Annotated in this window: 24 protein-coding genes; 9 read left to right on the forward strand and 15 right to left on the reverse strand. The window is 47.8% G+C overall.

What is annotated here, in order from left to right; translation table 11 throughout:
• Positions 1-35: 35 nt before the first annotated feature.
• Positions 36-401: a YugN family protein gene (locus B0X71_RS12435; RefSeq protein WP_077589719.1), complete on the forward strand. Its 366-nt coding sequence runs from the start codon at positions 36-38 to the stop codon at positions 399-401.
• Positions 402-497: 96 nt separating this feature from the next.
• Positions 498-1562, forward strand: a complete 1065-nt coding sequence (gene ytvI / locus B0X71_RS12440; protein WP_077589720.1) for a sporulation integral membrane protein YtvI — start codon at positions 498-500, stop codon at positions 1560-1562.
• 42 nt (positions 1563-1604) lie between these two features.
• Here the strand turns inward: ytvI and B0X71_RS12445 are convergent, their stop codons facing one another.
• From B0X71_RS12445 to cyoE, 7 genes are all read right to left on the reverse strand, one after another.
• Positions 1605-2066 (reverse strand): DUF420 domain-containing protein, encoded by a 462-nt coding sequence (locus tag B0X71_RS12445; RefSeq protein ID WP_077589721.1) that lies wholly within the window; start codon positions 2064-2066, stop codon positions 1605-1607.
• A gap of 32 nt (positions 2067-2098) precedes the next feature.
• On the reverse strand, positions 2099-3022 hold the full coding sequence (gene ctaG, locus B0X71_RS12450) for a cytochrome c oxidase assembly factor CtaG (RefSeq protein ID WP_077589722.1): 924 nt from the start codon (positions 3020-3022) through the stop codon (positions 2099-2101).
• A 124-nt stretch (positions 3023-3146) separates the two neighbouring features.
• Positions 3147-3479, reverse strand: coding sequence for a cytochrome c oxidase subunit IVB (gene ctaF / locus B0X71_RS12455; RefSeq protein WP_077589723.1), 333 nt, complete (start codon positions 3477-3479; stop codon positions 3147-3149).
• 1 nt (position 3480) lies between these two features.
• Positions 3481-4110: a cytochrome (ubi)quinol oxidase subunit III gene (locus tag B0X71_RS12460; RefSeq protein WP_077589724.1), complete on the reverse strand. Its 630-nt coding sequence runs from the start codon at positions 4108-4110 to the stop codon at positions 3481-3483.
• Positions 4097-5983 (reverse strand): cytochrome c oxidase subunit I, encoded by a 1887-nt coding sequence (ctaD, locus tag B0X71_RS12465; RefSeq protein WP_077589725.1) that lies wholly within the window; start codon positions 5981-5983, stop codon positions 4097-4099. The genes B0X71_RS12460 and ctaD overlap by 14 nt, the downstream gene beginning before the upstream one ends.
• A 32-nt stretch (positions 5984-6015) precedes the next feature.
• The gene (gene coxB, locus B0X71_RS12470; protein WP_077589726.1) at positions 6016-7119 is read right to left on the reverse strand and encodes a cytochrome c oxidase subunit II; all 1104 of its coding nucleotides are present in this window, start codon (positions 7117-7119) and stop codon (positions 6016-6018) included.
• Positions 7120-7174: 55 nt separating this feature from the next.
• Positions 7175-8092 carry a heme o synthase gene (gene cyoE / locus B0X71_RS12475; RefSeq protein ID WP_077589727.1) on the reverse strand — a complete coding sequence of 306 codons (918 nt, stop codon included), beginning with the start codon at positions 8090-8092 and terminating at the stop codon, positions 7175-7177.
• A gap of 360 nt (positions 8093-8452) precedes the next feature.
• Between cyoE and B0X71_RS12480 the strand changes: the two genes are divergently transcribed.
• Both B0X71_RS12480 and B0X71_RS12485 read left to right on the forward strand, forming a co-directional pair.
• Positions 8453-9370, forward strand: coding sequence for a COX15/CtaA family protein (locus B0X71_RS12480; protein WP_077589728.1), 918 nt, complete (start codon positions 8453-8455; stop codon positions 9368-9370).
• Between the two features lie 308 nt (positions 9371-9678).
• Positions 9679-11094, forward strand: coding sequence for an IS1182 family transposase (locus B0X71_RS12485; RefSeq protein ID WP_269750116.1), 1416 nt, complete (start codon positions 9679-9681; stop codon positions 11092-11094).
• A gap of 93 nt (positions 11095-11187) precedes the next feature.
• Here the strand turns inward: B0X71_RS12485 and pyc are convergent, their stop codons facing one another.
• From pyc to B0X71_RS12500, 3 genes are all read right to left on the reverse strand, one after another.
• A complete protein-coding gene (pyc, locus tag B0X71_RS12490; RefSeq protein ID WP_077589730.1) occupies positions 11188-14628 on the reverse strand; it encodes a pyruvate carboxylase in 3441 nt (1146 codons plus the stop codon).
• Between the two features lie 15 nt (positions 14629-14643).
• Entirely contained in the window at positions 14644-15813 is a 1170-nt protein-coding gene (locus B0X71_RS12495; protein ID WP_077589731.1) for an FtsW/RodA/SpoVE family cell cycle protein, read from the reverse strand.
• A 70-nt stretch (positions 15814-15883) separates the two neighbouring features.
• On the reverse strand, positions 15884-16165 hold the full coding sequence (locus B0X71_RS12500; protein WP_077589732.1) for an Fpa/YlaN family protein: 282 nt from the start codon (positions 16163-16165) through the stop codon (positions 15884-15886).
• A 172-nt stretch (positions 16166-16337) separates the two neighbouring features.
• Here B0X71_RS12500 and B0X71_RS12505 point away from each other — a divergent pair, with 172 nt between their 5' ends.
• The 3 genes from B0X71_RS12505 to B0X71_RS12515 are packed head-to-tail and all read left to right on the forward strand — an operon-like array spanning position 16338 to position 17499.
• Positions 16338-16850 (forward strand): hypothetical protein, encoded by a 513-nt coding sequence (locus B0X71_RS12505; protein WP_077589733.1) that lies wholly within the window; start codon positions 16338-16340, stop codon positions 16848-16850.
• The gene (locus B0X71_RS12510; protein ID WP_077589734.1) at positions 16847-17056 is read left to right on the forward strand and encodes a YlaI family protein; all 210 of its coding nucleotides are present in this window, start codon (positions 16847-16849) and stop codon (positions 17054-17056) included. Before B0X71_RS12505 ends, B0X71_RS12510 begins: the two co-directional genes overlap by 4 nt.
• Complete coding sequence (locus tag B0X71_RS12515; RefSeq protein WP_077589735.1) at positions 17053-17499, forward strand: hypothetical protein; 447 nt, start codon at positions 17053-17055, stop codon at positions 17497-17499. The genes B0X71_RS12510 and B0X71_RS12515 overlap by 4 nt, the downstream gene beginning before the upstream one ends.
• On the opposite strand, the gene B0X71_RS12520 is transcribed toward B0X71_RS12515, so the two are convergent.
• Positions 17493-17792, reverse strand: a complete 300-nt coding sequence (locus B0X71_RS12520; protein WP_077590992.1) for a YlaH-like family protein — start codon at positions 17790-17792, stop codon at positions 17493-17495. The two genes, B0X71_RS12515 and B0X71_RS12520, sit on opposite strands and share 7 nt — an antisense overlap.
• Positions 17793-17848: 56 nt before the next feature.
• Positions 17849-19699 carry a translational GTPase TypA gene (typA, locus tag B0X71_RS12525; protein WP_077589736.1) on the reverse strand — a complete coding sequence of 617 codons (1851 nt, stop codon included), beginning with the start codon at positions 19697-19699 and terminating at the stop codon, positions 17849-17851.
• Positions 19700-19807: 108 nt separating this feature from the next.
• Between typA and B0X71_RS12530 the strand changes: the two genes are divergently transcribed.
• Positions 19808-19993 (forward strand): YlaF family protein, encoded by a 186-nt coding sequence (locus tag B0X71_RS12530; protein WP_077589737.1) that lies wholly within the window; start codon positions 19808-19810, stop codon positions 19991-19993.
• A gap of 53 nt (positions 19994-20046) precedes the next feature.
• Here the strand turns inward: B0X71_RS12530 and B0X71_RS12535 are convergent, their stop codons facing one another.
• Entirely contained in the window at positions 20047-20838 is a 792-nt protein-coding gene (locus tag B0X71_RS12535) for an inositol monophosphatase family protein (RefSeq protein WP_077589738.1), read from the reverse strand.
• A gap of 71 nt (positions 20839-20909) precedes the next feature.
• Positions 20910-21104: a hypothetical protein gene (locus tag B0X71_RS12540; protein ID WP_077589739.1), complete on the reverse strand. Its 195-nt coding sequence runs from the start codon at positions 21102-21104 to the stop codon at positions 20910-20912.
• Between the two features lie 151 nt (positions 21105-21255).
• Here B0X71_RS12540 and B0X71_RS12545 point away from each other — a divergent pair, with 151 nt between their 5' ends.
• Positions 21256-21891 (forward strand): YktB family protein, encoded by a 636-nt coding sequence (locus B0X71_RS12545; protein ID WP_077589740.1) that lies wholly within the window; start codon positions 21256-21258, stop codon positions 21889-21891.
• A gap of 35 nt (positions 21892-21926) precedes the next feature.
• Here the strand turns inward: B0X71_RS12545 and B0X71_RS12550 are convergent, their stop codons facing one another.
• Positions 21927-22205: a UPF0223 family protein gene (locus tag B0X71_RS12550; protein ID WP_077589741.1), complete on the reverse strand. Its 279-nt coding sequence runs from the start codon at positions 22203-22205 to the stop codon at positions 21927-21929.
• Between the last annotated feature and the right edge of the window lie 18 nt (positions 22206-22223).

The raw sequence follows: 22223 nt of genomic DNA on the forward strand, positions 1-22223 counted from the left end.
CGTATAATGACGACGCAATTGAGGAGGAATCACCCATGGATTTCGAGAACACAGGACTGGAACAGACCCGTGCAGATATACAGGTAATGACAGAGATCATGAACAAATATGGCATGACGAGCGAAGGCGCATGGGATTACGAGCGGATTACATATGACCGCAAATTTATCATTCAGGAAGGTGTCTATTACCTCCGTGTGTTTGGATATGCAGTCAGCGGCGACATTGATGCAAACGATGCGATGGTCCAGCTCATGACACCTGTATTAGGAAAACATTATTACCCACACGGCATTGAATATGGAGCGGATGAAATTTTCCCGGAACATCTGGTAAAGAAATGTTTCGATATTCTGACGTCTATTAAAGCAGACTTACAGGAATTTGAAATTCATGTATAGTGATTTGCTGCAGCCTTCTCGTCGGCTGCAGCTTTTTCTTCCGATTAAATTATCAGATTGTTTTCAAAATGAAAAATGGACTGATGGGGGAGCGTTATGAGTTCTGTAAAATGGATCAGTAAAAAAACAGTAGGAGTCACGGCTGGTATCATACTGGCTATCATTCTTGCGGTTTTTGTGGTGCCAGTCTCACTCCCGCTGCTTGCTGCACTGGTGATGGCGTTTTTTCTTGAGCCAATTGTTTTATGGGTTTCCGGTTACTTCAGGGGAAAACGAAAACCGGCTGTCATCATTGTGTTCACGTTATTTCTTCTAATTATTTCATTCCTGCTGTATTTGACCGTCACCCAATTGGTCGGCCAGGTAATCCAGTTGTCAAAATCCGCGCCTGTCTACTTGGATTCCCTATCAACGATGTGGTTCGATCTGGAGGCTTTCTTCTTCAGGGCAGCTGAAGGTCTACCGGCTGAAGTTGTGGCAGTATTCGAAGAGGAATTTGCCGGCTTCCTCGTTGGCGTGCAGGATGGTATTTTAACTTTAGTAAATTACGATACGGTCACGAACCTGCTGACAGGAATTCCCGGCTTCCTTGTAAGCTTCCTTGTTTTTCTTATCGCCCTGTTCCTGTTCATGCTGGAACTGCCCAATTTAAAACTGATGATTTTCCGTCAATTTACTGATCAGACCGCTGAAAAAGTTCGCTTTATGCAAGGCCGGCTCCATCGCATGGTGTTTGGTTTCTTAAAGGCCCAGTTCCTTGTCAGTATTGTGATTTTCGTCGCTTCCTTGATCGGTCTGTTAATAATTATCCCGGAATACGCTATTATTATGTCGCTTGTCATATGGATTATTGATTTCATCCCCATTCTTGGTTCCATTCTCGTTTTGGCCCCATGGGCGGCTTATTATTTTATCATCGGCAACACAGTACTCGGTGTTGAGATGGCGATTCTCGCATTCATCTTACTGCTCATCCGGCGTACTTTGGAACCAAAAGTGATGGGAACTTACATCGGCCTGTCACCGCTTGCTACGCTGATTTCGATGTTCCTTGGACTGAAACTATTTGGTTTCCTTGGATTTTTCCTCGGCCCGCTTCTGGTGATTCTCTATACATCCGCTCGTGAAGCTGAAATGATCAGATGGAAAATTAAAATATGAAAAAGAGCCGCTTCCCTTTTGGGAGCGGCTCTTTTGTTGTACTTAGAATCCTAATATCGCCTTGAAAACAGAAGTGGTTTCCCCACCCTTATAGAATACATAGAGCAAGAGATAAACGAGCACACCGGTAATAGCGGTAAAAAACCAGATGATGCTTGTAATCGGACCGATCTTCCGGTGGATCCCAAGGCGATTCCGATAGCCGGTGGTAATTGAGACGATACCAAATACCGCACCTGTCGTTGCCAGGAAAATATGAAAGATCAGAAACACGGTATAGTAAATCTTGTACTCGGCTGGACCGCCGAATGATGTATTGCCTATGAATATAGTTCGGGAAGCGTAAATGATGAAAAAGATCAATGCAGCAGCTCCTGCTGCCCACATCACTTTTTTATGCGCTTCAATCTTGCGCCGGATGACAAGTGACCAGCCAATGGCCACAAGTATGGCACTCAACACGATGAAAAAGGTACTGATCGTCGGTAGCAACGGCAAATTCATTTAATCCATTCTCCTTTAAGCAGCATCTGCCATTACTGGCCTCTCTGATACGCAAGCATCGTTTTTCGGTCACGCAATGCTTGTGCTGTGATTTCATCCGCATTGTCCTGTTCTCGGCGGAACCACTGATAGAAGACCATTCCAAGGAAATAGGTCAGAATCAGTTCCTGCAGCACCTTCATGGCTATCCCGCCCACCTGCTGATCTTCCAAAGGACTCATGCTCGTGAAGAGCTCCGGACCCGTCAGATTCAATCCAGCGAGCGTGGAGACCGGCACACAGAGCGCCATGGCCTGAAGCCATGCTTCCGGATCAGAATATGTAGCATAAAATGCTGAATTACTGAAGATGATCAAGGCACAGGCAGGTGTCAGCATGGCTCCGCTGCCGACAATATATCCGACTCGGATTAGTCCATGAACTTTATGTGTGTCAGGCAGTGTATTCATGATCGGCCACCACATAAAGAATGCAGACAAAAACAATACGAGTGTATAGAGACCGTGATAAACTTCATCCTGTTTGATGATGTCGAATATCACCGGCAGATGATAGAAAGAGAATAGAATACCGAATAAAACCAATGCGATTGCGGGCCGCGTCATTACGGCAAAAATACTGCGTACAACAGGTAACCCGATAAAAGACTGCCAAACCCACGCGGGGATCCCCACGATTAAAAGCGGCGGGACCAAAAACAAGAAAAATGCCATCTGTGTCATGTGTACAGAAAAGAGAATATGACTAAGCAAATCGATCGGCGAGCCTTTTAGGACATAGAGCAGAACCATACCCGAAACAAAAGCGATTGCTTCTTTTTTCTTCAATGGTTGACTTACTGCAAAATCATGACGCCATTTTACCGTAATCAAAAAATACAGTACTGTTAAAAACACCAGCACTCCGATGAAAACCGGACTCCACAGCGCCTGAAATCCGAAAATACTAAGCGGCATCAGCTCTTACCTCCTTACAGTCCAAGTAGTTTCATTATAAAGCCGTTACTCTATGATATCAATGAACGAACTATGACATTTCAAAACAGAAAAACCCTCTGCAGCAAGTGCAGAGGGTTTGGGATCAGATCCAAATAATTGTGACAAAGGTAACAAGGATTGTAAATGCAATCAACATGCCACCGTACATGAAAAACAGCGGTGTTCCGTGACCTTTTTCTTTTCCGTGCATGAAGTAGTACAGCTGAAGCACAACCTGGACAGCGGCCAATAGCAGGATCAACGGTACAACATAATATGCTGAGAAATCAGCGACAACAGCAGTGAATGCAATCAGTGTCAGAAAAATCATCAGTGCAAATGTCGCAACTTGACCGCGCATTTCATGTTCGCGTTTACGTTTTGCATACTCATACTCCGCCTGGGATCTTTTGTGTGTCTCAACATCATGTGCCATGTTATCCGACCACTCCCATCAAGTAGACTACTGTGAAAATGAATACCCATACAACGTCAATGAAGTGCCAGTACAGCGATACCGTATAGAACTTCGATGCATTATACAAGTTCAGTCCGCGTTTTGCGTTTCTCAGCATCAACAGGATGAACCAGCCGAGACCGAGCGCCACGTGCAGTCCGTGTGTACCTACAAGTGTGTAAAACGCGGAACTGAATGCACTTTGACCATATGTGAAGCCAAATTCATGTACGTAGTGATTGAACTCATAAATCTCAAATCCAAGGAATGTTGCCCCCAGCAGAACCGTTACAGCCATCCATGCCTGCATCGCCTTGAAATTATGGCTCTTCATATGGAACATTGCATAAACGCTTGTCAGAGATGAAGTCAAAAGAAGCATCGTCATGATAAAGACGAGCGGAAGCTCGAACAGCTGATTTGCCGTGAGCTCCATTCCCTGCGGCCCTTTATCCTTCAAAGCTAAATATGTTGCGAACAGTGTGGCAAACAGTACAGTCTCTCCACCGAGAAACAGCCAGAATCCGACAAACTTATTTTTACCTTCCAGTGTGGCCGTCTCGGGATGGTCCGGCCACGTCTGAGGGGAATACTGTTTATTGATGTCCACCTGTATGCCCCCCTTCTTCCAACAATTCTTCTTTATGGATATGGTAACCGAGATCATCCTTCAGTGAACGGGCTGCCATCGAGCCGAATGTGATCAGCATTCCGATAATCAGCACCGGCAGCGTCCATGCCTTGTCACCATCGATATGGAATAGTGCACCGAATGCGGCGACGAACAAGCCGAATGACATAATGAATGGAATGATCGAGTTGTTCGGCATATGAATATCCCCGATCGGTTCAGCATAGGTCATGCCTTCCGGATTACCTTCCATTTTTTCGAGCCAGTACGTATCCAGACTCCGGACAAGCGGTGTCTGTTTGAAATTGTAATACGGCGGCGGAGACGGGATAGCCCATTCGAGTGTACGGCCGTCGCCCCATGGGTCATTGCCGACCCGCTCATTTTTGACCGAAGTCATAATGATGTTGATCACCAAAGTAATTACACCAAGAGCCATGAAAATTGCTCCGACTGAACTGATCAGGTTATACAGATCCCAGCCTTGGTCGCCGACATACGTGTATACGCGTCGTGGCATACCCAACAGTCCAAGGAAATGTTGGATAAAGAATGTTAAATGGAATCCGATAAAGAATAACGTGAAGGTGATTTTACCGATTTTATCGCTCAGCATAGTACCAAACATCTTCGGCCAGTAGAAATGCAATCCGCCGAGAAGTCCCAGTACAACCCCACCGACAATTACATAGTGGAAGTGCGCTACGATGAAGTAGGAATCATGCAGCTGGTAATCGAGCGGTGCGATGGCCTGCATAACGCCGGTTACCCCGCCTGCTACGAATGACGGAATGAATCCGAGTGCATACAGCATTGGAGTCGTAAAGGAAATATTTCCGCCCCATATGGTTAAGAGCCAGTTGAAGATCTTAACCCCTGTCGGAACGGCAATCGCCATTGTGGCTACCGCGAAAATCGCATTTGCCGTGGCGCCAAGTCCGGACGTGAACATATGGTGTGCCCAAACCATGAAGCCGTAGAAACCGATGATAATGGTCGCAAATACCATGGCCGAGTAACCGAATAGCCTTTTTCTTGAAAACGTCTGGAAAATTTCAGAGAAAATCCCGAATGCCGGAAGGATGAGAATGTATACTTCCGGGTGGCCGAAGATCCAGAACAGGTGCTCCCAGATGATGGTATTACCTCCCATTTCCACGTTAAAGAAATTACCGTGGAATAGCCGGTCAAGGATCAGGAAGAACAGACCGACAGTCAGTGGAGGGAAAGCAAAGAGAATCAGTGCAGACGCGATAAAAGTTGTCCACGTAAACAGCGGCATTCTCATATAGGTCATTCCTGGTGCACGCATGTTGATGATCGTAACCAGGAAGTTGATTCCCGCAATCAGGGTCCCTGCCCCTGAAATCTGAAGTCCCAGTGCATAGAAGTCAACTCCGTGCCCTTCAGATGCCAGTGCAAGTGATGCATAAGATGTCCACCCTGCATCCGGTGCTCCACCGAAGAACCATGAAAGGTTCAGGAAGATCCCGCCAAAGAAAAACAGCCAGAATCCGAGCGAGTTCAGGAATGGAAATGCAACGTCCCGCGCTCCGATCTGGAGCGGAACGACGGCATTCATGAATGCGAATAATAATGGCATCGCAGCCAGGAAGATCATCGTCGTACCGTGCATCGTCATAATTTCATTATAAAGTCGCGCGCTCAGGAATTCATTTGCCGGCACTGCCAGCTGAATCCGGATGAGCATCGCTTCAATTCCGCCGAGGACGAAAAAGAAGCCGCCTGAGACTAAGTACAGAATCGCAATCTTCTTATGGTCAACGGTCGTGAGATAATCCCATAAAGTTGCGCCAAAGCCCTTTTTCCGTGCTTGTGCAGTAGAACTCACAACGTAACCCTCCCTTTTAAATTAAAATGTCCTTAATCTTGTTCTTCTTCAACCGTCAGGCTGAACAAGTATGCAGCAAGTGCATTCAGTTCTTCTTCCGTGAACCCTTCGCCATCACGCCCCGGAAGACTTCCCGGATCCGGCATCAGGTTACCCGGCTTGTATTCCTGCGGCTCAGAGATCCATTTTATGAGGTTCTCTTCGGAATGCGGCAGGAAGCCGGCGATCCGGTTACGGTCGCCGAATGTTGCAAGGTTAGGAGCGATTCCGCCGGTTGTCTGTGCGCCGGAAACTGCATGGCAGGCAATACAGCTTTCTTCAAACAAGTCCTGTCCTGCTTCTGCAAGTTCTCCTGCTTCTGCAACGTCTCCTGTAGATTCCTGCATTGCTGCTACCCAGGCGTTGAATTCCACTTCACTGAGCACTTTTACTTTAAAATCCATCAAGGCGTGTGAAGGTCCGCACAATTCAGCACATTTCCCGTAAAATACGCCATCTTCAAGATCAGCTGATTCTTCATCAAATGTCAGATAAAAAGTGTTGACCCCGTCAACGTTCGCATCCACTTTTCCTCCGATGGATGGAACCCAGAACGAGTGTTTTACGTCAGCTGCAGTAAGATTGAAATAAACTGTTTCATCTGCAGGAACGACAAGCTCCTGTGCTGTGTAGATTCCAAGGTCCGGATAAGCAAATTCCCACCAGTAAAGTTTTGCGGTCACATCGACCGTCAAGCTTGCAGGCGTTCCTTCTGCATCAAGAACTCCCATGTCGTCCACGTCTTCCAATTGATATGTAATTGCTACGGTTGGAACAGCGAGGAACAGGACAATCGCAATCGGAATTGCTGTCCAGAGAAACTCAAGACGCTGGCTTCCTTCCACTTGCTCAGGCATGAAGTCGTCTCCAACTTTTTTCCGGCGGAACTTGACGATTGCTAATACATAAATAATAGTTACAACAAGTATAACAAATACCATAACGCCAGTAGACAGCAGCAATAGATCATACTGATCTTCCGCCACTTGACCGGCCGGCTGAAGGATCGATATCTGTTCTTCCCCACAGCCTGCCAGGAAGGCCGTCAGTGCAGCCAGCAATCCAAACAGTCGCCACTTTTTAAGACCTTTCATCATAGCTTTTTAAACCTCTCTTTCATATGAATAATAATGGTGCTTCACAACACTGTTCTCAGACAAACAAAGCGAAAATGATCATCGAGACAAACAGTATGGTCATGTAATTCAGCGAATAGATGAACATCTGCATTGCCCATTTTAAATCATTTTTGGCACTGAAACCGCGAAGGGCTAAAATGAGCCAGCCGATATTCAATACAGTCGCCAGGATTACGAATCCTGCACCGAGTTCCAGCAGAAGCAACGGAAGCGGGAACAGCACAAGCACCCATGCAAGCATGGATTTCTTCGTGCGTGCGAACCCTTTGATGACCGGAAGCATCGGAATTCCGGCTGCCCGGTATTCTTCCGTCCGTTTCATCGCCAGCGCATAAAAATGGGGCGGCTGCCAGGCAAACATGATCAGGAACAATGCCCATGCCCCCGGCCCGAGGGCCGGTTCGACTGCAGCCCAGCCGATTAGCGGCGGGATGGCTCCGGAAATACTGCCAACAATCGTATTGCTGACATGGCGGCGTTTTGACCACATGGAGTACAGCACCACATATGCCAGCACTCCTGCAATGCCCCACAGACCCGCAGCCACTGAAGCGGAAAACAATAAGATTTCGCCTACAACAATGAAAGACAATGCCATCGCCAGAACAGCTGACGGTTTAAATCTGCCGGTGACTGTCGGCCGCGACTTTGTCCGGGACATGACCGGATCGATATCCTGGTCAATATAATTGTTCATAGCCGCAGATCCGGCAATAATGAAAGCAGATCCTGCTATGGCGAGCACCAGAAGGTCCAATTCCTGAAGAAAATGTCTTCCTGAAAACTGGAAAGCCAGCCAGAGGCCGGTGAAAACTGTGATCAGATTGGAATTGACAATCCCAATTTTGATCAGCGCTAAAAAGTCCTGTATGAAGGTTGCAGTTTCCGTCTCCGCGGTTTGCGGTGCGGAAAGCGACCGGCCATTAGACATAGAACCTCCTCCTTTCAATGTTGTAAGCTGATTCCGCTAATCCTTACTATATCGAATTCCCACCCATATTTCTACACGCAACTAGCAATTCACAGGAAATGCGGGGATTTCGAATGATTTCGCAGGAATACATACTCTTCCATGATACAGCACGAATCTGTTTTTTTTTAGATGTAAACGATGCCTTTTTTGAACAGTTTGTGAAAGAGCAGGCAATAGTTTTGTCCATTTTCCGAAACTTACCGGTCCTGCCCGTTTTTCATTGTTTTTTAAAAGGACATTCGCTATTATCGAGTATGCGGGCATACGCCCATGCATATTAAGCAATTGGTTTGTTCAGATAGAAAAGTAGGTGTCTCCATGCGCGGAAAACAATCGACATATTTAAAATGGCTGGCCGTTGCGGCAACGGTCGGCATGCTTCTGATCCTGCTTGGCGGGGCGCTTGTCACAAAAACAGAAAGCGGAATGGGATGCGGCCGCAGTTGGCCCGGCTGCAATGGTGAACTGATTCCGACAGAAATTACTGCTGAAGTGCTTATTGAATTTTCACACCGGCTCGTAACTGGATCGGTCGGCATTTTAATTGTTGTTCTGGCTGTTTGGGCATGGCTGGCATACGGTCATATTCGGGAGACAAAATTCCTTGCTTTCATGGCTGTGTTCTTTCTCATTCTCCAAGCTCTCATTGGAGCAGCCCAAGTGCTGTGGGGACAGGGAGATTTCATTCTTGCCCTGCATTTCGGCATTTCCCTGCTTTCCTTTGCGGCAGTTCTTCTGCTGACACTTCTGATTTTCGAAGTGGACAGGAAGTTCAATGCTGACCGGCTCCGAATTGGAAACAAGTTAAAAGTGCATACCATCGGCGTAACCCTTTATTCGTACATCGTCATCTATACCGGGGCTCTCGTCCGTCATACGGAATCAAGTCTTGTATGTGCCGATTGGCCTCTGTGCAGAAACGATCAATTCGCTCTTCCGTATAACCGGTTTGAGTGGGTACAGATGGGACACCGCCTGGCGGCTGCGCTTATTGTTGTGTGGCTTGGCTATATCGCCTGGCATACCTATAAGCAGTACCGGGACCAGAAAGTGCTGCAGCGCGGCTGGCTGATTGCTTTTACGCTTGTCCTGCTGCAGGCGACGACCGGCATGCTCGTGGTCCTGACCCAGCTGAACCTGGTCATTTCACTTCTGCACTCCCTGTTCATCTCGCTGCTGTTCGGGCTTCTGTGCTATATGATTATGCTGATTTCAAGAAGCAAGCATTCTTTATGATCTTTATAAAAAAACAAACGGGGCTGTCCCGAAAGGTCATGAAAAATGACCTCGAGGGGCAGTTCCTTTTTCTATTCGTAAAGAAGTAGCTGGGGTTCGGCCCGGCGGACGCTTTCCGCGGGCACGGCTTCAGACGCTTCCCTCGCTGGGCTCGGTCCAGGGTCTTCAGCTCGTGCTGGTCCCGCAGGAGTCGCCGCCGGCCTTCCCGCTAGTCAAGTCATCAGCGCATACAAAAATCGTCCGTTTCTGTAAAATGGGAGTTACCACACCACCACTCAGAAAGGACGATTTTTATACGCAATCCAACGATTGCTTACACCGATTATACCACGCAACCGGCTCTTCCGTCAGGTAAATTACTTGAACACGAAACCGCAGTTTCCACCCAAGGGCGCCGGCCGGCTCCCGCATTCAAACCGTATGATCCGAACCAGACCTTATGCATTCCTGATATTGGCGCCCTGATTCCCGACCATCATGTGGCTCGTGTGGTGGATCAACTGGTTGAGGCTTACCCTGAGGAAGTGTTGACCGCCTGCTACCCTGGCGGCGGGCGGCCACCCTTCCACCCGAAACTGATGCTCAAAGTTATTCTCTATGCCTATTCCCAAAAAGTTTATTCCTGCCGGGGCATCGCCACGATGCTGCACGAGGATCTTCCGGCGATCTGGCTGGCGGCGATGCAGAAACCGGATTTCCGGACCATCAACCATTTCCGGAGCGTCCGAATGGGAGCGGTCATCGATCAGTTATTCGAGTTCACTGTTTTGGAACTTCACCGGCAAGGGTTTGTCGAGTTTGAGAACTACTTCCTGGACGGGACGAAGATGGAAGCGGACGCCAATAAGTATAGCTTTGTCTTCCGTAAGGCGGTGACGGGGCAGGAAGCGAAACTGAAAATCAGAATCCAGGAAACGCTTCAGGAAATCCAGGAGATTGCCAAGGCGGAGGGATTGGAACTGGGCCAGCTGGCCGAGGAGCCGGCGGCTGTGGAATTGGCTTCAGTTGCGAACCGGCTGGAAGACCAAGTGGATATCCTGACGGATCTCATCGCTGAGGAAAAGCTCGTGGAAAACAGAAAAGGACTCCGCAAACGGCACAGTCTCCTGAAAAAGAAAGTGAAACTGATTCGTGAAAACTTCATTCCTCGCCAAGAAACGTATGCGGAACAGCTCGCCGTCTGTGGAGAGCGCAACAGCTTCTCGAAGACGGACCCGGACGCCACATTCATGCGGATGAAGGAAGATCATATGAAGAATGGCCAGCTGAAACCCGGATACAATATCCAGATGGCGACCGAGAATCAATTCGTGCTGTTCTATACCATTCATCAGCGCCCGGGAGATGCTCGCTGCCTGATTCCACATCTGGAAGCGCTGCAGGCATCTGCCCTGCCTATGCCGAAGACCATCGTCGCGGATGCCGGCTATGGAAGCGAAGAGAACTACCTCTACCTGATCGGGGATGAAAAAGAACCGCTTGCCGGCTTCCTGATCCCGTATGGCACCTATCTGAAAGAGCAGACGAAGAAGTTTAAAAACAATGAATGGAACGTGAAAAACTGGACGTATGAAGAAGCGGATGACCGATTCATCTGTCCAAACGGCCGCCGCGTCGTTTTCAAAAAATATCAGGAGAAGAAAACATCGAATTTGGACTTATCGCCATGGCGCATAATTTTCGGAAAGTGGCCGGTTTCCTCCGTTCACTTTCCGAAAAAGTAGACTTTAAAAAACAGGGAGAGAACAACCAATTGGTTATTCTCTCCCTGTTTTTAATTTAGGGGGGCTTTTTGGACAGCCCCGTTTGTTTTTTTATTATTTCCGATCCATTTCAATCAGCAGATCGCCTGTTGCAATCCCTTCATTCGGACTGACGTAAATCTCTCGGATGGTTCCATCAAATGGTGCCTGAACGGTCGTTTCCATCTTCATCGCCTCTGTTACCAGCAAATGGTCTCCGCGTCTTACTTCAGCACCTTTTTCTGTAACAACTTTCAGCACAGTGCCCGGCATGGTCGCTCCGATATGGCTGTCGTCAGCAGGATTCGCCTTCAGGTGGGCCGCATTGTCAGTCTCTACTGCCATATCCTGAATGTTGATCTCCCGCGGCTGGCCATTCAGCTCAAAGTACATCGTCCGCATTCCGTTTTTCTGCGGTTCACCGATGGACACAAGCTTGATCATCAACGTTTTTCCTTTTTCAATCTCTACTTGAATTTCCTCACCGAGACGCATGCCATATAGGAACGTCATCGTGTCCAACACCGAAACATTGCCGAACTGCTCATTGGTCGCTGTGTACTGATCAAAGACTTTTGGATACAGCGCATATGCAAGCATTTCATGACTTGTTACCGGCCGATCCAGCTTCTGGAATAATTCTTCATTAATTCTTTCAAAATCAGCCGGCTCCAGCAATTCTCCTGGACGTACCGTAATCGGTTTTCTTCCTTTTAGAATGACTTTCTGAAGATCTTCAGGAAATCCGCCGTAAGGCTGACCGATATATCCTTCAAAGAATTCGATGACAGAATCCGGAAAATCAAGGGCTTCCCCTTTTGTCAAAACAGTTTCTTCATCCAGGTTATTCTGTACCATGAAGAGCGCCATATCGCCCACCACTTTCGATGATGGAGTTACTTTGACCACATCGCCGAACAGCAGGTTCACCCGGGAATACATGTCTTTCACTTGCTCCCACCGGGCACCGAGACCAACGGCTTTCGACTGTTGCTGGAGATTTGAATATTGCCCACCCGGCATTTCGTGAACGTAAATTTCAGAATGCGGACTGTTCATTCCGCTCTCGAAATCATGGTAGTAACGTCGCACATCTTCCCAGTAACGTGATAATTTCTCAAGCGACGCGACATCACCGCGCACTTCCCGCTTTCCGCCGCTCAATGCATAGTGAAGCGTACTTGCAGAAGGCTGGGAAGTCAGCCCCGCCATGGAACTCAACGCCGTATCCACGATGTCTGCTCCTGCTTCAATGGCTTTTGCATACAGGAACACACCATTACCGCTTGTGTCATGCGTATGCAGATGGATCGGAAGCGAAACAGTCTCTTTAAGTTCTGAAATCAGGCGGTAAGCAGCTTCAGGCTTCAAGAGGCCGGCCATATCCTTGATCGCCAGAATGTGTGCGCCGGAATCTTCCAATGCTTTCGCCATTTCCTTATAGTAATTCAGTGTATACTTATCGCGGGATGGATTCAGAATATCACCAGTATAGCAAATCGCCGCTTCCGCCACTTTTCCGGACTGCCGAACTTCATCAATTGCCACTTCCATGCCTTTCAGCCAATTGAGTGAATCGAAAATGCGGAATACATCAATTCCGGCGTGACCGGCCTGCCGGATGAATTCCCGAATAACGTTGTCGGGATAGTTCTTGTAACCGACCGCATTCGCACCCCGGAACAGCATTTGGAACATGACGTTCGGGATTTCTTTCCGGAGCTGGATCAGCCGCTGCCATGGATCTTCTTTGAGGAATCGGTACGACACATCAAACGTCGCCCCTCCCCACATCTCTAGTGAAAACAGGTCCGGCTGCAGTCTGGCTGTCTCTTTGGCAATATCAAACAAGTCATAGGACCGGACACGGGTAGCGAGCAGCGACTGATGGGCATCACGCATCGTCGTATCCGTCAGCAGCACGTCCTGCTGGTTCTTGACCCATTTAATCAGCCCATCCACGCCTTCACGTTCAAGAATCTGTTTTGTTCCTTCCGATGCCGGTTGCCGGAGATCGACTTCCGGTTTCCGCGGGTCCGCATAAATCGGTTTAAGCTTTTTCTCAATTCCAGGAAATCCATTTACAGTAACGTTTCCGATATAGCTGAGCAGTTTCGTTCCACGGTCTTTCCGGACCGGAAAAATGAACAGTTCAGGTGTTGAGTCGATGAAACCGGTATCAAATTCACCGCTCAGGAATTTTTCGTGTTTTACTACGTTTTCCAGGAATGGAATATTCGTTTTAATCCCGCGGATTCGGAATTCCTGTAAGTTCCGATCCATTTTCGCAGCTGCTTCCTGGAAAGTAACCCCCCACGTGGATACTTTCACCAGCAACGAATCGTAGAAAGGTGTAATGACAGCTCCCTGGAATCCATTGCCTGCATCAAGCCGGACGCCAAAGCCGCCGCCAGACCGGTATGTCATCAATTTGCCTGCATCCGGCATAAAGCCATTCAGCGGATCTTCTGTTGTCACACGGGATTGAATGGCATGTCCGAACAGCGGAATTTCGTTTTGCTGCGGAATCCTCACTTCCGGCGAATGCAGGCTATATCCTTGGGCAATGTGAATTTGTGCATGCACAATATCGATCCCTGTCACCATTTCCGTAATTGTGTGTTCCACTTGGATTCTTGGATTTACTTCAATGAAGTAAAATTCATCATCTGCTACCAGGAATTCAACAGTTCCTGCGTTAACATAGGACACGTTATTCATCAGTTTAACAGCAGCTTCACAAATGCGGTTTCGGAGCTCGTCGGAAAGCGAATTTGAAGGAGCAATTTCCACTACTTTCTGGTGGCGCCGCTGAATGGAGCAATCCCGTTCGTACAGGTGGATGATATTTCCTGACATGTCCCCAAGGATTTGGACTTCGATATGCTTGGGCTTACTGATGAATTTCTCCACATACATTTCATCCGATCCAAATGCCGCTTTTGCTTCAGATTTCGCCCGCTCGTATGCTTCCGGCAATTCCTCTGCGTTGTTCACAATCCGCATACCGCGTCCTCCGCCACCCAGTGACGCTTTAATCATCAGCGGAAAACCTGCGGATGCAGCAAAATCCTGCACTTCCTCAAGGGATGCAACAGGACCGTCAGACCCTGGAATGACCGGGATGCCAGCCTTGATGGCTTGGTCGCGCGCTTTCACTTTATCGCCGAACATATCAAGATGCTTCGATTCCGGGCCGATAAAAACGATGCCTTCTTCTTCACAGCGCCGGGCAAAATGAACGTTTTCTGACAGAAATCCGTAACCGGGATGGATGGCATCTGATCCCGAATCCTTTGCGATTTCGATGATTCCTTCAATATCAAGATAAGCATCAATCGGCTTTTTCCCTTCGCCGACCAGATACGATTCATCAGCCTTATAACGGTGAAATGATCCCTTATCTTCCCGGGAATAAATCGCAACTGTGCGAAGATTCAGTTCTGTACAGGCGCGGAAAATCCGAATAGCGATTTCTCCGCGGTTAGCAACCAATATTTTTTTAATCGTCTTCAAACATAACCCCTGCCTTTACTCGTTTAATTTTTCATACTTGTGAACCGTTGAAACATTCAGAAGAATCCCCATAGCTAACGATAACAAAACGATGGACGTTCCGCCATAGCTGATGAATGGCAGCGGCACACCGGTCAGTGGAATGATTCCCGTCAGACCGCCCAGGTTAACAAAGCTCTGGATTCCGATCATACTGCCGACCCCGGCAGCCAGCATCCGGGCAAGCGGATCTTTCGTTGTCATCGCGATGGATAAAGCTTTCAGCACGATAAACGCCAGACCGCCGATAACAAAAGCTACACCAAGCACGCCTAGTTCTTCCGCAATGACCGCCATGATGAAATCGGTATGGGGTTCCGGCAGATATCCGAGCTTCTGTATCGACTGACCAAGGCCGAGTCCCGATAAACCGCCGGATCCTATGGCCAGATAGCCGTTCACAATCTGAAATCCATAGCCGAGTTCATCGGAAAACGGATTAAAGAAGGCATCGACCCGGCCAAGGCGTTTCTCGGTGAAAATCTGATCGCCGGCGAAGATCATGAAAGGAATGATAAAAATGGCGACAGCCCCGACCACGATACTTGAGAGCCGCATAAAAACGTTAAAGCGGATTCCGCTTGCCGCCATAACACAAAGACCGATCATACCAATTAGCGTGGCCGTCCCAAGATCGGGCTCAAGGAACACAAGAAAAATTGCAAACGTCATGACTACCACCGGCGGAATGATTCCTTGGTTTAACTGATTGATCGTCCCGTTATCGTATTTATTGGCAAATGCACCGGCCAGATAAAGGATGATGCCGATTTTCGCCACTTCCGAAGGCTGCATGTTCACGAGTCCCATAATACTGATCCAGCTCTGTGCACCGCCATTTGCTTCCCCGATGAAATGGACGAGTATCAGTCCAAGGAACATCACTGCAAGGATTGCCGTCAGTACTCTTCGATTGCGGAAATATTTATAAGGGAATAAAGCAGCAACGGCCAGCACCGGAAGCGAAATGGCCAAGTTGAACAGCTGCCGGATGAAGTAATGGTTCGGTGATTGATCGAGGACGTTATAGGCCCATGCTATACTGGCGCTGTAAATCATGATCAGCCCGAAAATCGAAAGTGCTATGTATGTAAAGAATAAGTGAAAATCAAAATACCGTCTATATTTCTCTATGTACGCTTTCATGCAGTTCCCTCATTCTGTCCATGTAGTTGAGATTAGTAAAAAAACTCAAACTGGGTGGTTTGAGTTTCAGTCATTTATTCGTATACGCCTCATGAAGGAGTGACAGCTTCTTCTCAAGTGTATCGATCAATAGTTTGCCTTCTTCCCGGTCAATCAGGCCGAGTTTAACAGCAAAATCAATTTCACGCGATAAGCCAAACATCTGGGTATCCAGAACCTCTTCATAGAGCGGGCATTGAGGCATTGTCAGATGATCCATCTGGACCTTGATCAGTTGCTCAATTTTCGCGGCATCTGCTCTGAGGAGTTCTGTAGCTTTCAGCTGATATGATTGTTCCTTTGTATGTTCCATGAGGACTCCCCCATACTTGATATTTCTTCTCAGTGTCGCTTGTCTTAAAGTGTAGCTGTAATTCCGGCAAATTGCAAGCTCGTTTACAGGAATGGGCTGAATCCCTTTGTCGTTTCACCAGGAACAGTTATACTGGTAATAATGACTATTTTATTTTTGGAGGCTTTTAATTATGGAAATGATTATACCTGTTAAAGGAGCTGTGGCTTTCCAGATCACATTGGACCCCGGCACATGGATTTTTGATGACCGCAAAATTGAGCTGACTGATTTCTTCAGCGGCAATACAGAAGAAACAGATGAGCTGGAAGAATACAAACGGGCAACCGGTGCACATTGGTCCCGTGAAATCATGGAAGGGGCAGTATTTCCGCCTACGCTGAAGACAGAACGCAAATTCAAGAAATCAGAATTGCTGACAGGGACGTTCGGCATGCGCCTGGAACCTTTCCTCAATAATGCCCAGCCGCTGGAAGGGGCGAATCAGGTGGTGATCGAGACAAAAGATGGCGAAACAGCTTTTGATATCGAAACGGCGAAGTCCCTTCTGCTGAAGTTCAGCCATGAAGGGAAACCGCTCCAGGAAGATGGACCCGCACACGTGCTGCTTCCGGATGGTTCGAACAGCGATCATCCCATCACGGATGTCCGGGCGATCCGTGTGGAGAAGGTGACAGCCGTATGATGGTGCAGTGTGTGATCTGTGACATCCTTGAGGAGTTGGACAACACGGCACCTGAGGCAAAGCGATTGCGCAATCGGCCGATCCACACGTATATGTGCGCGGCTTGCCACGAACGCGTGACCGCACGGACGAATGAGCGCATTGCGACCGGCAAGTTCCGATTTTACAGAAGTTCCCGAAGAATCGAAGGGGATTTCTATTCATGAAACTGCTGAAAGGTATTTGGATCGGGTTCTGGAGCGGCTTTATCCTCGCAGGTGTTTTGCGCTGGCTGGAAGCACTTACCGGCAAGCAAGTTTATTCGCTGCTGCTGAACATTGATTTCCTGCCTTTTGTAACCTCTGGAGATTGGTCGGAAACCGGGCTGTTCGTTCTCCATATCGGACTGTCTGTCGTCATCGGGATTGTTTATGTTTTCCTTGCAAAGAGACAGCGCTACACTTTCGGCCAGCTTTTTCTGATTAGCTTTCTGGTCGGTCTTCCTTTCTTCCTGCTGTACTTTCCGTTGGCCGCTTTAGCTGTGGAGCCACTCGTGTCGCCATTGGATCTCAATGCCTTTCTGTATTGGACTTTCGGACATTTTACATTTATCCTCGCCCTTCCGGTGCTCTATAAATTATTTGAACGCGAAAACGCTGCCTCTCAATGAGAAGCAGCGTTTTCGCGTTTTTCACGCCATAAGCGAACTTTATAAAGCACTAAGATCAGCATCGCGATCAGCAATCCTTCAACGACCGGCAGGAAGACCGCCAGAAACGTCAGGATTAAGCCGCCAAGCAAAAGAAACACACCGATGATGGCATTTTGCCAGAAGCCAAGCTTTTTGGCAAAACCCAGCTTGTACACAATTGCTGACAGCACGAATATGATGGCGAGAAGTGCAACTCCCGCTACATCATAATTCGGCAAGGTGCTATACAGAAAACGTGCGACAGGGTACATATTTTCATACACGAATTGCTGTTCGGCTCCCACGCTTTACACCCTTTCAGCAGAACTTATGCTTCAAGCTCAGCATATTTTTTCTTTTTCGCAAGCCGTTCCCGCTCGTTTTTATCCAGAATCTTTTTCCGAAGGCGGATCGATTCCGGCGTCACTTCACAGTATTCATCGTCATTCAAATACTCGAGGGCTTCTTCAAGCGTCATGATTCTTGGTTTTTTCATCGTAGTGGTCTGCTCTTTATTCGCAGAGCGGATGTTGTTGGCCGCTTTCACTTTTACAATGTTGACGGTCAAATCATTATCCCGGCTATGTTCGCCGACGATCATGCCTTCGTACACTTCCGTACCCGGCTCAACGAAGACAATACCACGGTCTTCTACACCGAGCAGGCCGTATGAAGATGCCTTGCCGCGTTCCATCGATACGAGTACACCTTGTCGTCTGCCGCCGACCCGGCCGGCTGCAAGCGGCTGGTAGCTATCAAATGTGTGGTTGATGATTCCATATCCACGCGTTTGCGTCATGAACTCAGTTGAATAACCAATCAGACCGCGTGCCGGTACGTTAAAAATCATCCGGACCTGTCCGCTTCCGTTATTGATCATATCAAGCATTTCACCTTTTCGTTCACCGAGTGATTCAATAATCGCACCGGTATACTCTTCAGGCACATCCACTTGAACCCGTTCAACCGGTTCACATCTGACTCCATCGATGACTCTGACGATGACCTGAGGTTTTGACACTTGAAGTTCAAAACCTTCGCGTCGCATATTCTCGATCAGGATGGACAAGTGCAACTCGCCGCGTCCCGATACGATCCACTCATCCGGTGAATCTGTATTATCGACACGGAGCGATACATCCGTCTGGAGTTGTTGTTCCAGACGCTCCTGAATTTTGCGTGACGTGACGAATTTCCCTTCTTTCCCTGCGAACGGACTATTGTTCACGAGAAATGTCATCTGCAGCGTCGGCTCATCGATGCGAAGAAGCGGCAACGCTTCGGGATGATCCTGCGGACATACCGTCTCACCGACGTTGATGTCTTCCATTCCGGAAATCGCAATCAAATCTCCCGCTTCCGCACGTTCGATTTCAACCCGTTTCAGGCCGAGGAAGCCATGGATTTTAGTAACCCGGAAATTTTTCACTTTTCCATCAAGCTTCATGAGAGAAACTTGCTGACCGACTTCGATCGCGCCGCGGAATACACGGCCGATCCCGATTCGCCCAACATAGTCGCTGTAATCCAGCAAAGCTACTTGGAACTGAAGCGGCTCGTCCCGATTATCGACAGGAGCTGGAACGTGATCAACGATGGAATCGTAGATGACCTGCATGTTTTCTTCCTGATCAGCCGGATCCGGTGAATCAGATGCCGTACCATTCATGCCGGAAGCATAAATGACCGGGAACTCCAACTGGTCATCATTTGCATCCAATTCGATGAACAATTCGATGACTTCATCGACAACCTCTTCCGGTCGTGCAAAGTCACGGTCGACTTTATTGACAACGACGATCGGCTGCAAATTCTGTTCAAGGGCTTTTTTCAAAACGAAACGCGTTTGCGGCATACAGCCTTCATACGCATCCACAACGAGAAGGACGCCATCCACCATTTTCATGATGCGCTCAACTTCTCCGCCGAAATCCGCATGTCCTGGGGTATCAAGGATATTAATCTTCGTATCCTTGTACTGGATCGCTGTATTTTTCGCCAGAATCGTGATTCCGCGCTCTCTCTCAATATCATTCGAATCCATTGCACGTTCATCCACATGCTCATTCGAACGGAAAATTCCTGACTGCTTCAAAAGCTGATCGACAAGTGTTGTTTTCCCGTGGTCAACGTGTGCGATGATCGCAATATTTCTGATATCTTGACGTAACTTTGTCATTCTTTCACTCCACTATTCTTTTTTTCGAATGTCTAACTGTGCTATTATAACATAAACAAATAAAAATCCATATTAATTGATTTTGAATGTATGACAGGAGGAAATGATTTGAAAGACATTAAATGGGTCTTCGTGTTTTATTCCCTCGCTGCACTTGCTGCCATGGCAGGAATCGGTGTGGCGGTCGGTGAACGGAGTGCCATCGGCATTTTCCTCATGATTGCGGTCCTCGGCCTGGTGATGGCCATGGGATTCAAGACGAAGAGAAAAATGATCGATGCCGGATTGCTGTAGGAAAAGTAACTTTCTTCATTAAAACAGGGAACGCCGCGGCGTTCCCTGTTTTGTCATTTCAATTTAATATACCGATCCAGAAGCAATGGATGAATTGATGGATTTGCGATCAAAAAAGAATCCGATTGCAATAAATTCGCCGAGTCTCCATGAAAATTGGAAGCGACTGCTCCTGTCTCCAACGCAATAACCAGTCCCCCGGCAATATCCCAGGGTGACAGCCGCATGGACACATAGGCGTCCAGTCGCCCGCTTGCCACATAAGCGATTTCAAGAGAAGCCGCTCCGTAAGAACGGGCGCCGCGGATATCCCTGATCAGCTGAATCACTGCTTCGTGATCAATGTACCGGTTGGGTGTGAGCCAAGTGGAATTTATACCGACCATCGCTTCACTGATCGCCGTCTCCGTAAGATCAGGCAAACGTTCATCATTCAGATACGCCCCTTTTCCCTGCTGGGCGCTATAGAGATCATCATTTACGACATCGTATATGTATCCCAGCACACCTGTTCCTTCTTGATATATTCCGAGTGATATTGCAAAATTACGCTTTTGATGCACAAAATTCATTGTCCCGTCAATCGGGTCGAGTATCCAGATAATGCCCGATAAATCCTCTACAGGGTCCCCGAACCCTTCTTCTCCGAATATCCGGTGATCGGGAAAATCGTTTTTAATCCGTCCGATAAAGAATTGTTCAATTTCCTTATCAATATTCGTAACCAAGTCATTCGCATCGGCTTTCGTTTCCACCTGAATATCCTGTACGAATGAATTCCGGATGCGGTGGCCCGCTTCTTTAATCAATGATTTGGCATATTTATCGATGCTGCTGAAATCCATGTCGACTCTCCTCCTCTTCCCTCATTATAACGACAGAAGCACCTGAACAGAAGCATTCAGGTGCCAACGTCCTACAGAGCATGAAGAGCACTCAATTCCGAATGAATTTCAGTCAGCCGTTCTATGCTCTTCTTCCGTTGCTTTTCGTCCTGGTTTTGCATGGCATCAAACAATGAGCTCAATTCATAATCCAGTTCCAGCCTTAGTGTCTGAACGTGTTCTTTTTCGAGATGGGCTTTGCGGATAATGTGGACAGCCTGCTTCATCGGGCGCACCTCCCTGCCGAGACAATCGTCAGAATTGTTTTATAGTTAACTTACAATACCCCCATATTATCGGAAGAAAACGTTTTTTGAATTTTTTCCTTATGATTTGGTACACTGGATGGTGATGAATTTAAAATCAGGAGGTCTGCAGATGAATCACTTTTGGACAGATGAAGATTTTCATGTTTTCGATGTGCCTGGACTCGACGAGCGGATGGATGAACTTAAGCGGCGGATCCGCCCGAAATTCGAAGAACTGGGACAAATCTATTCCTCTTACTTATCTGAAGTTGACGGGCAGGAATTTTTTGCGCATATCGCCAAACATGCCCGGCGTACAGTCAACCCGCCACAAGACAGCTGGGTGGCGTTTGCCGCCAATAAGCGGGGATATAAAGCTCATCCACATTTTCAAATCGGTTTATGGGGCAGTCACATCTTTGTGATTCTGGCTGTTATTTATGAAGCAGCTGAAAAGACCAGGATGGCATCGGATTTATTGGAAACCCGTGAAGTCCATGAACTGCCGGAGGATTTTGTCTTAAGCGGAGATCACACAAAACCTGAAGCGGGAAGAATGGATGACATGACTTCGGAAGATGTGACCGGACTGCTAATCCGGCTTCGGGATGTGAAAAAAGGAGAGCTGGTCATCGGCCGCCATTTATCCCGCGCTGACGCGGTCACCATGTCAAAGGAGGAATTCCGGGCATTCACTGAAAACACATTCGATCAGCTCCTGCCGATCTATAAGACACTTACACATGGCCCGAAAATTTCCCAATGAAAAATCTCGCAGCGACAAATTGCTGCGGGATTTTTCTATTTAGCGGATACTTTCAGTTTCTCGCCATTTTGTGAAGCTTTCATTTGCTTGATGACCGGGTAGCCGGCGTAGCCGCTGACTTCTTCAAACTCGCGCAGCAATGTTTTTTCTTCGGCCATCGAAGGCACAATGTCCTTAAAGCGTCGATAGCGGTCCATCATGTCTTCTCTGGCGATTCCTTTTTCGTACGCCAGTTCAATTCCCTCGAAAAACTCGATGACTTGGACAATTTCCCCGGTTGACCAGTCGGTGGATAATGGATAAGCATACTCCATTAATGTCACTCTCCTTCT

The organism is Planococcus lenghuensis, from assembly GCF_001999905.1.
Lineage (GTDB): Bacteria > Bacillota > Bacilli > Bacillales_A > Planococcaceae > Indiicoccus > Indiicoccus lenghuensis.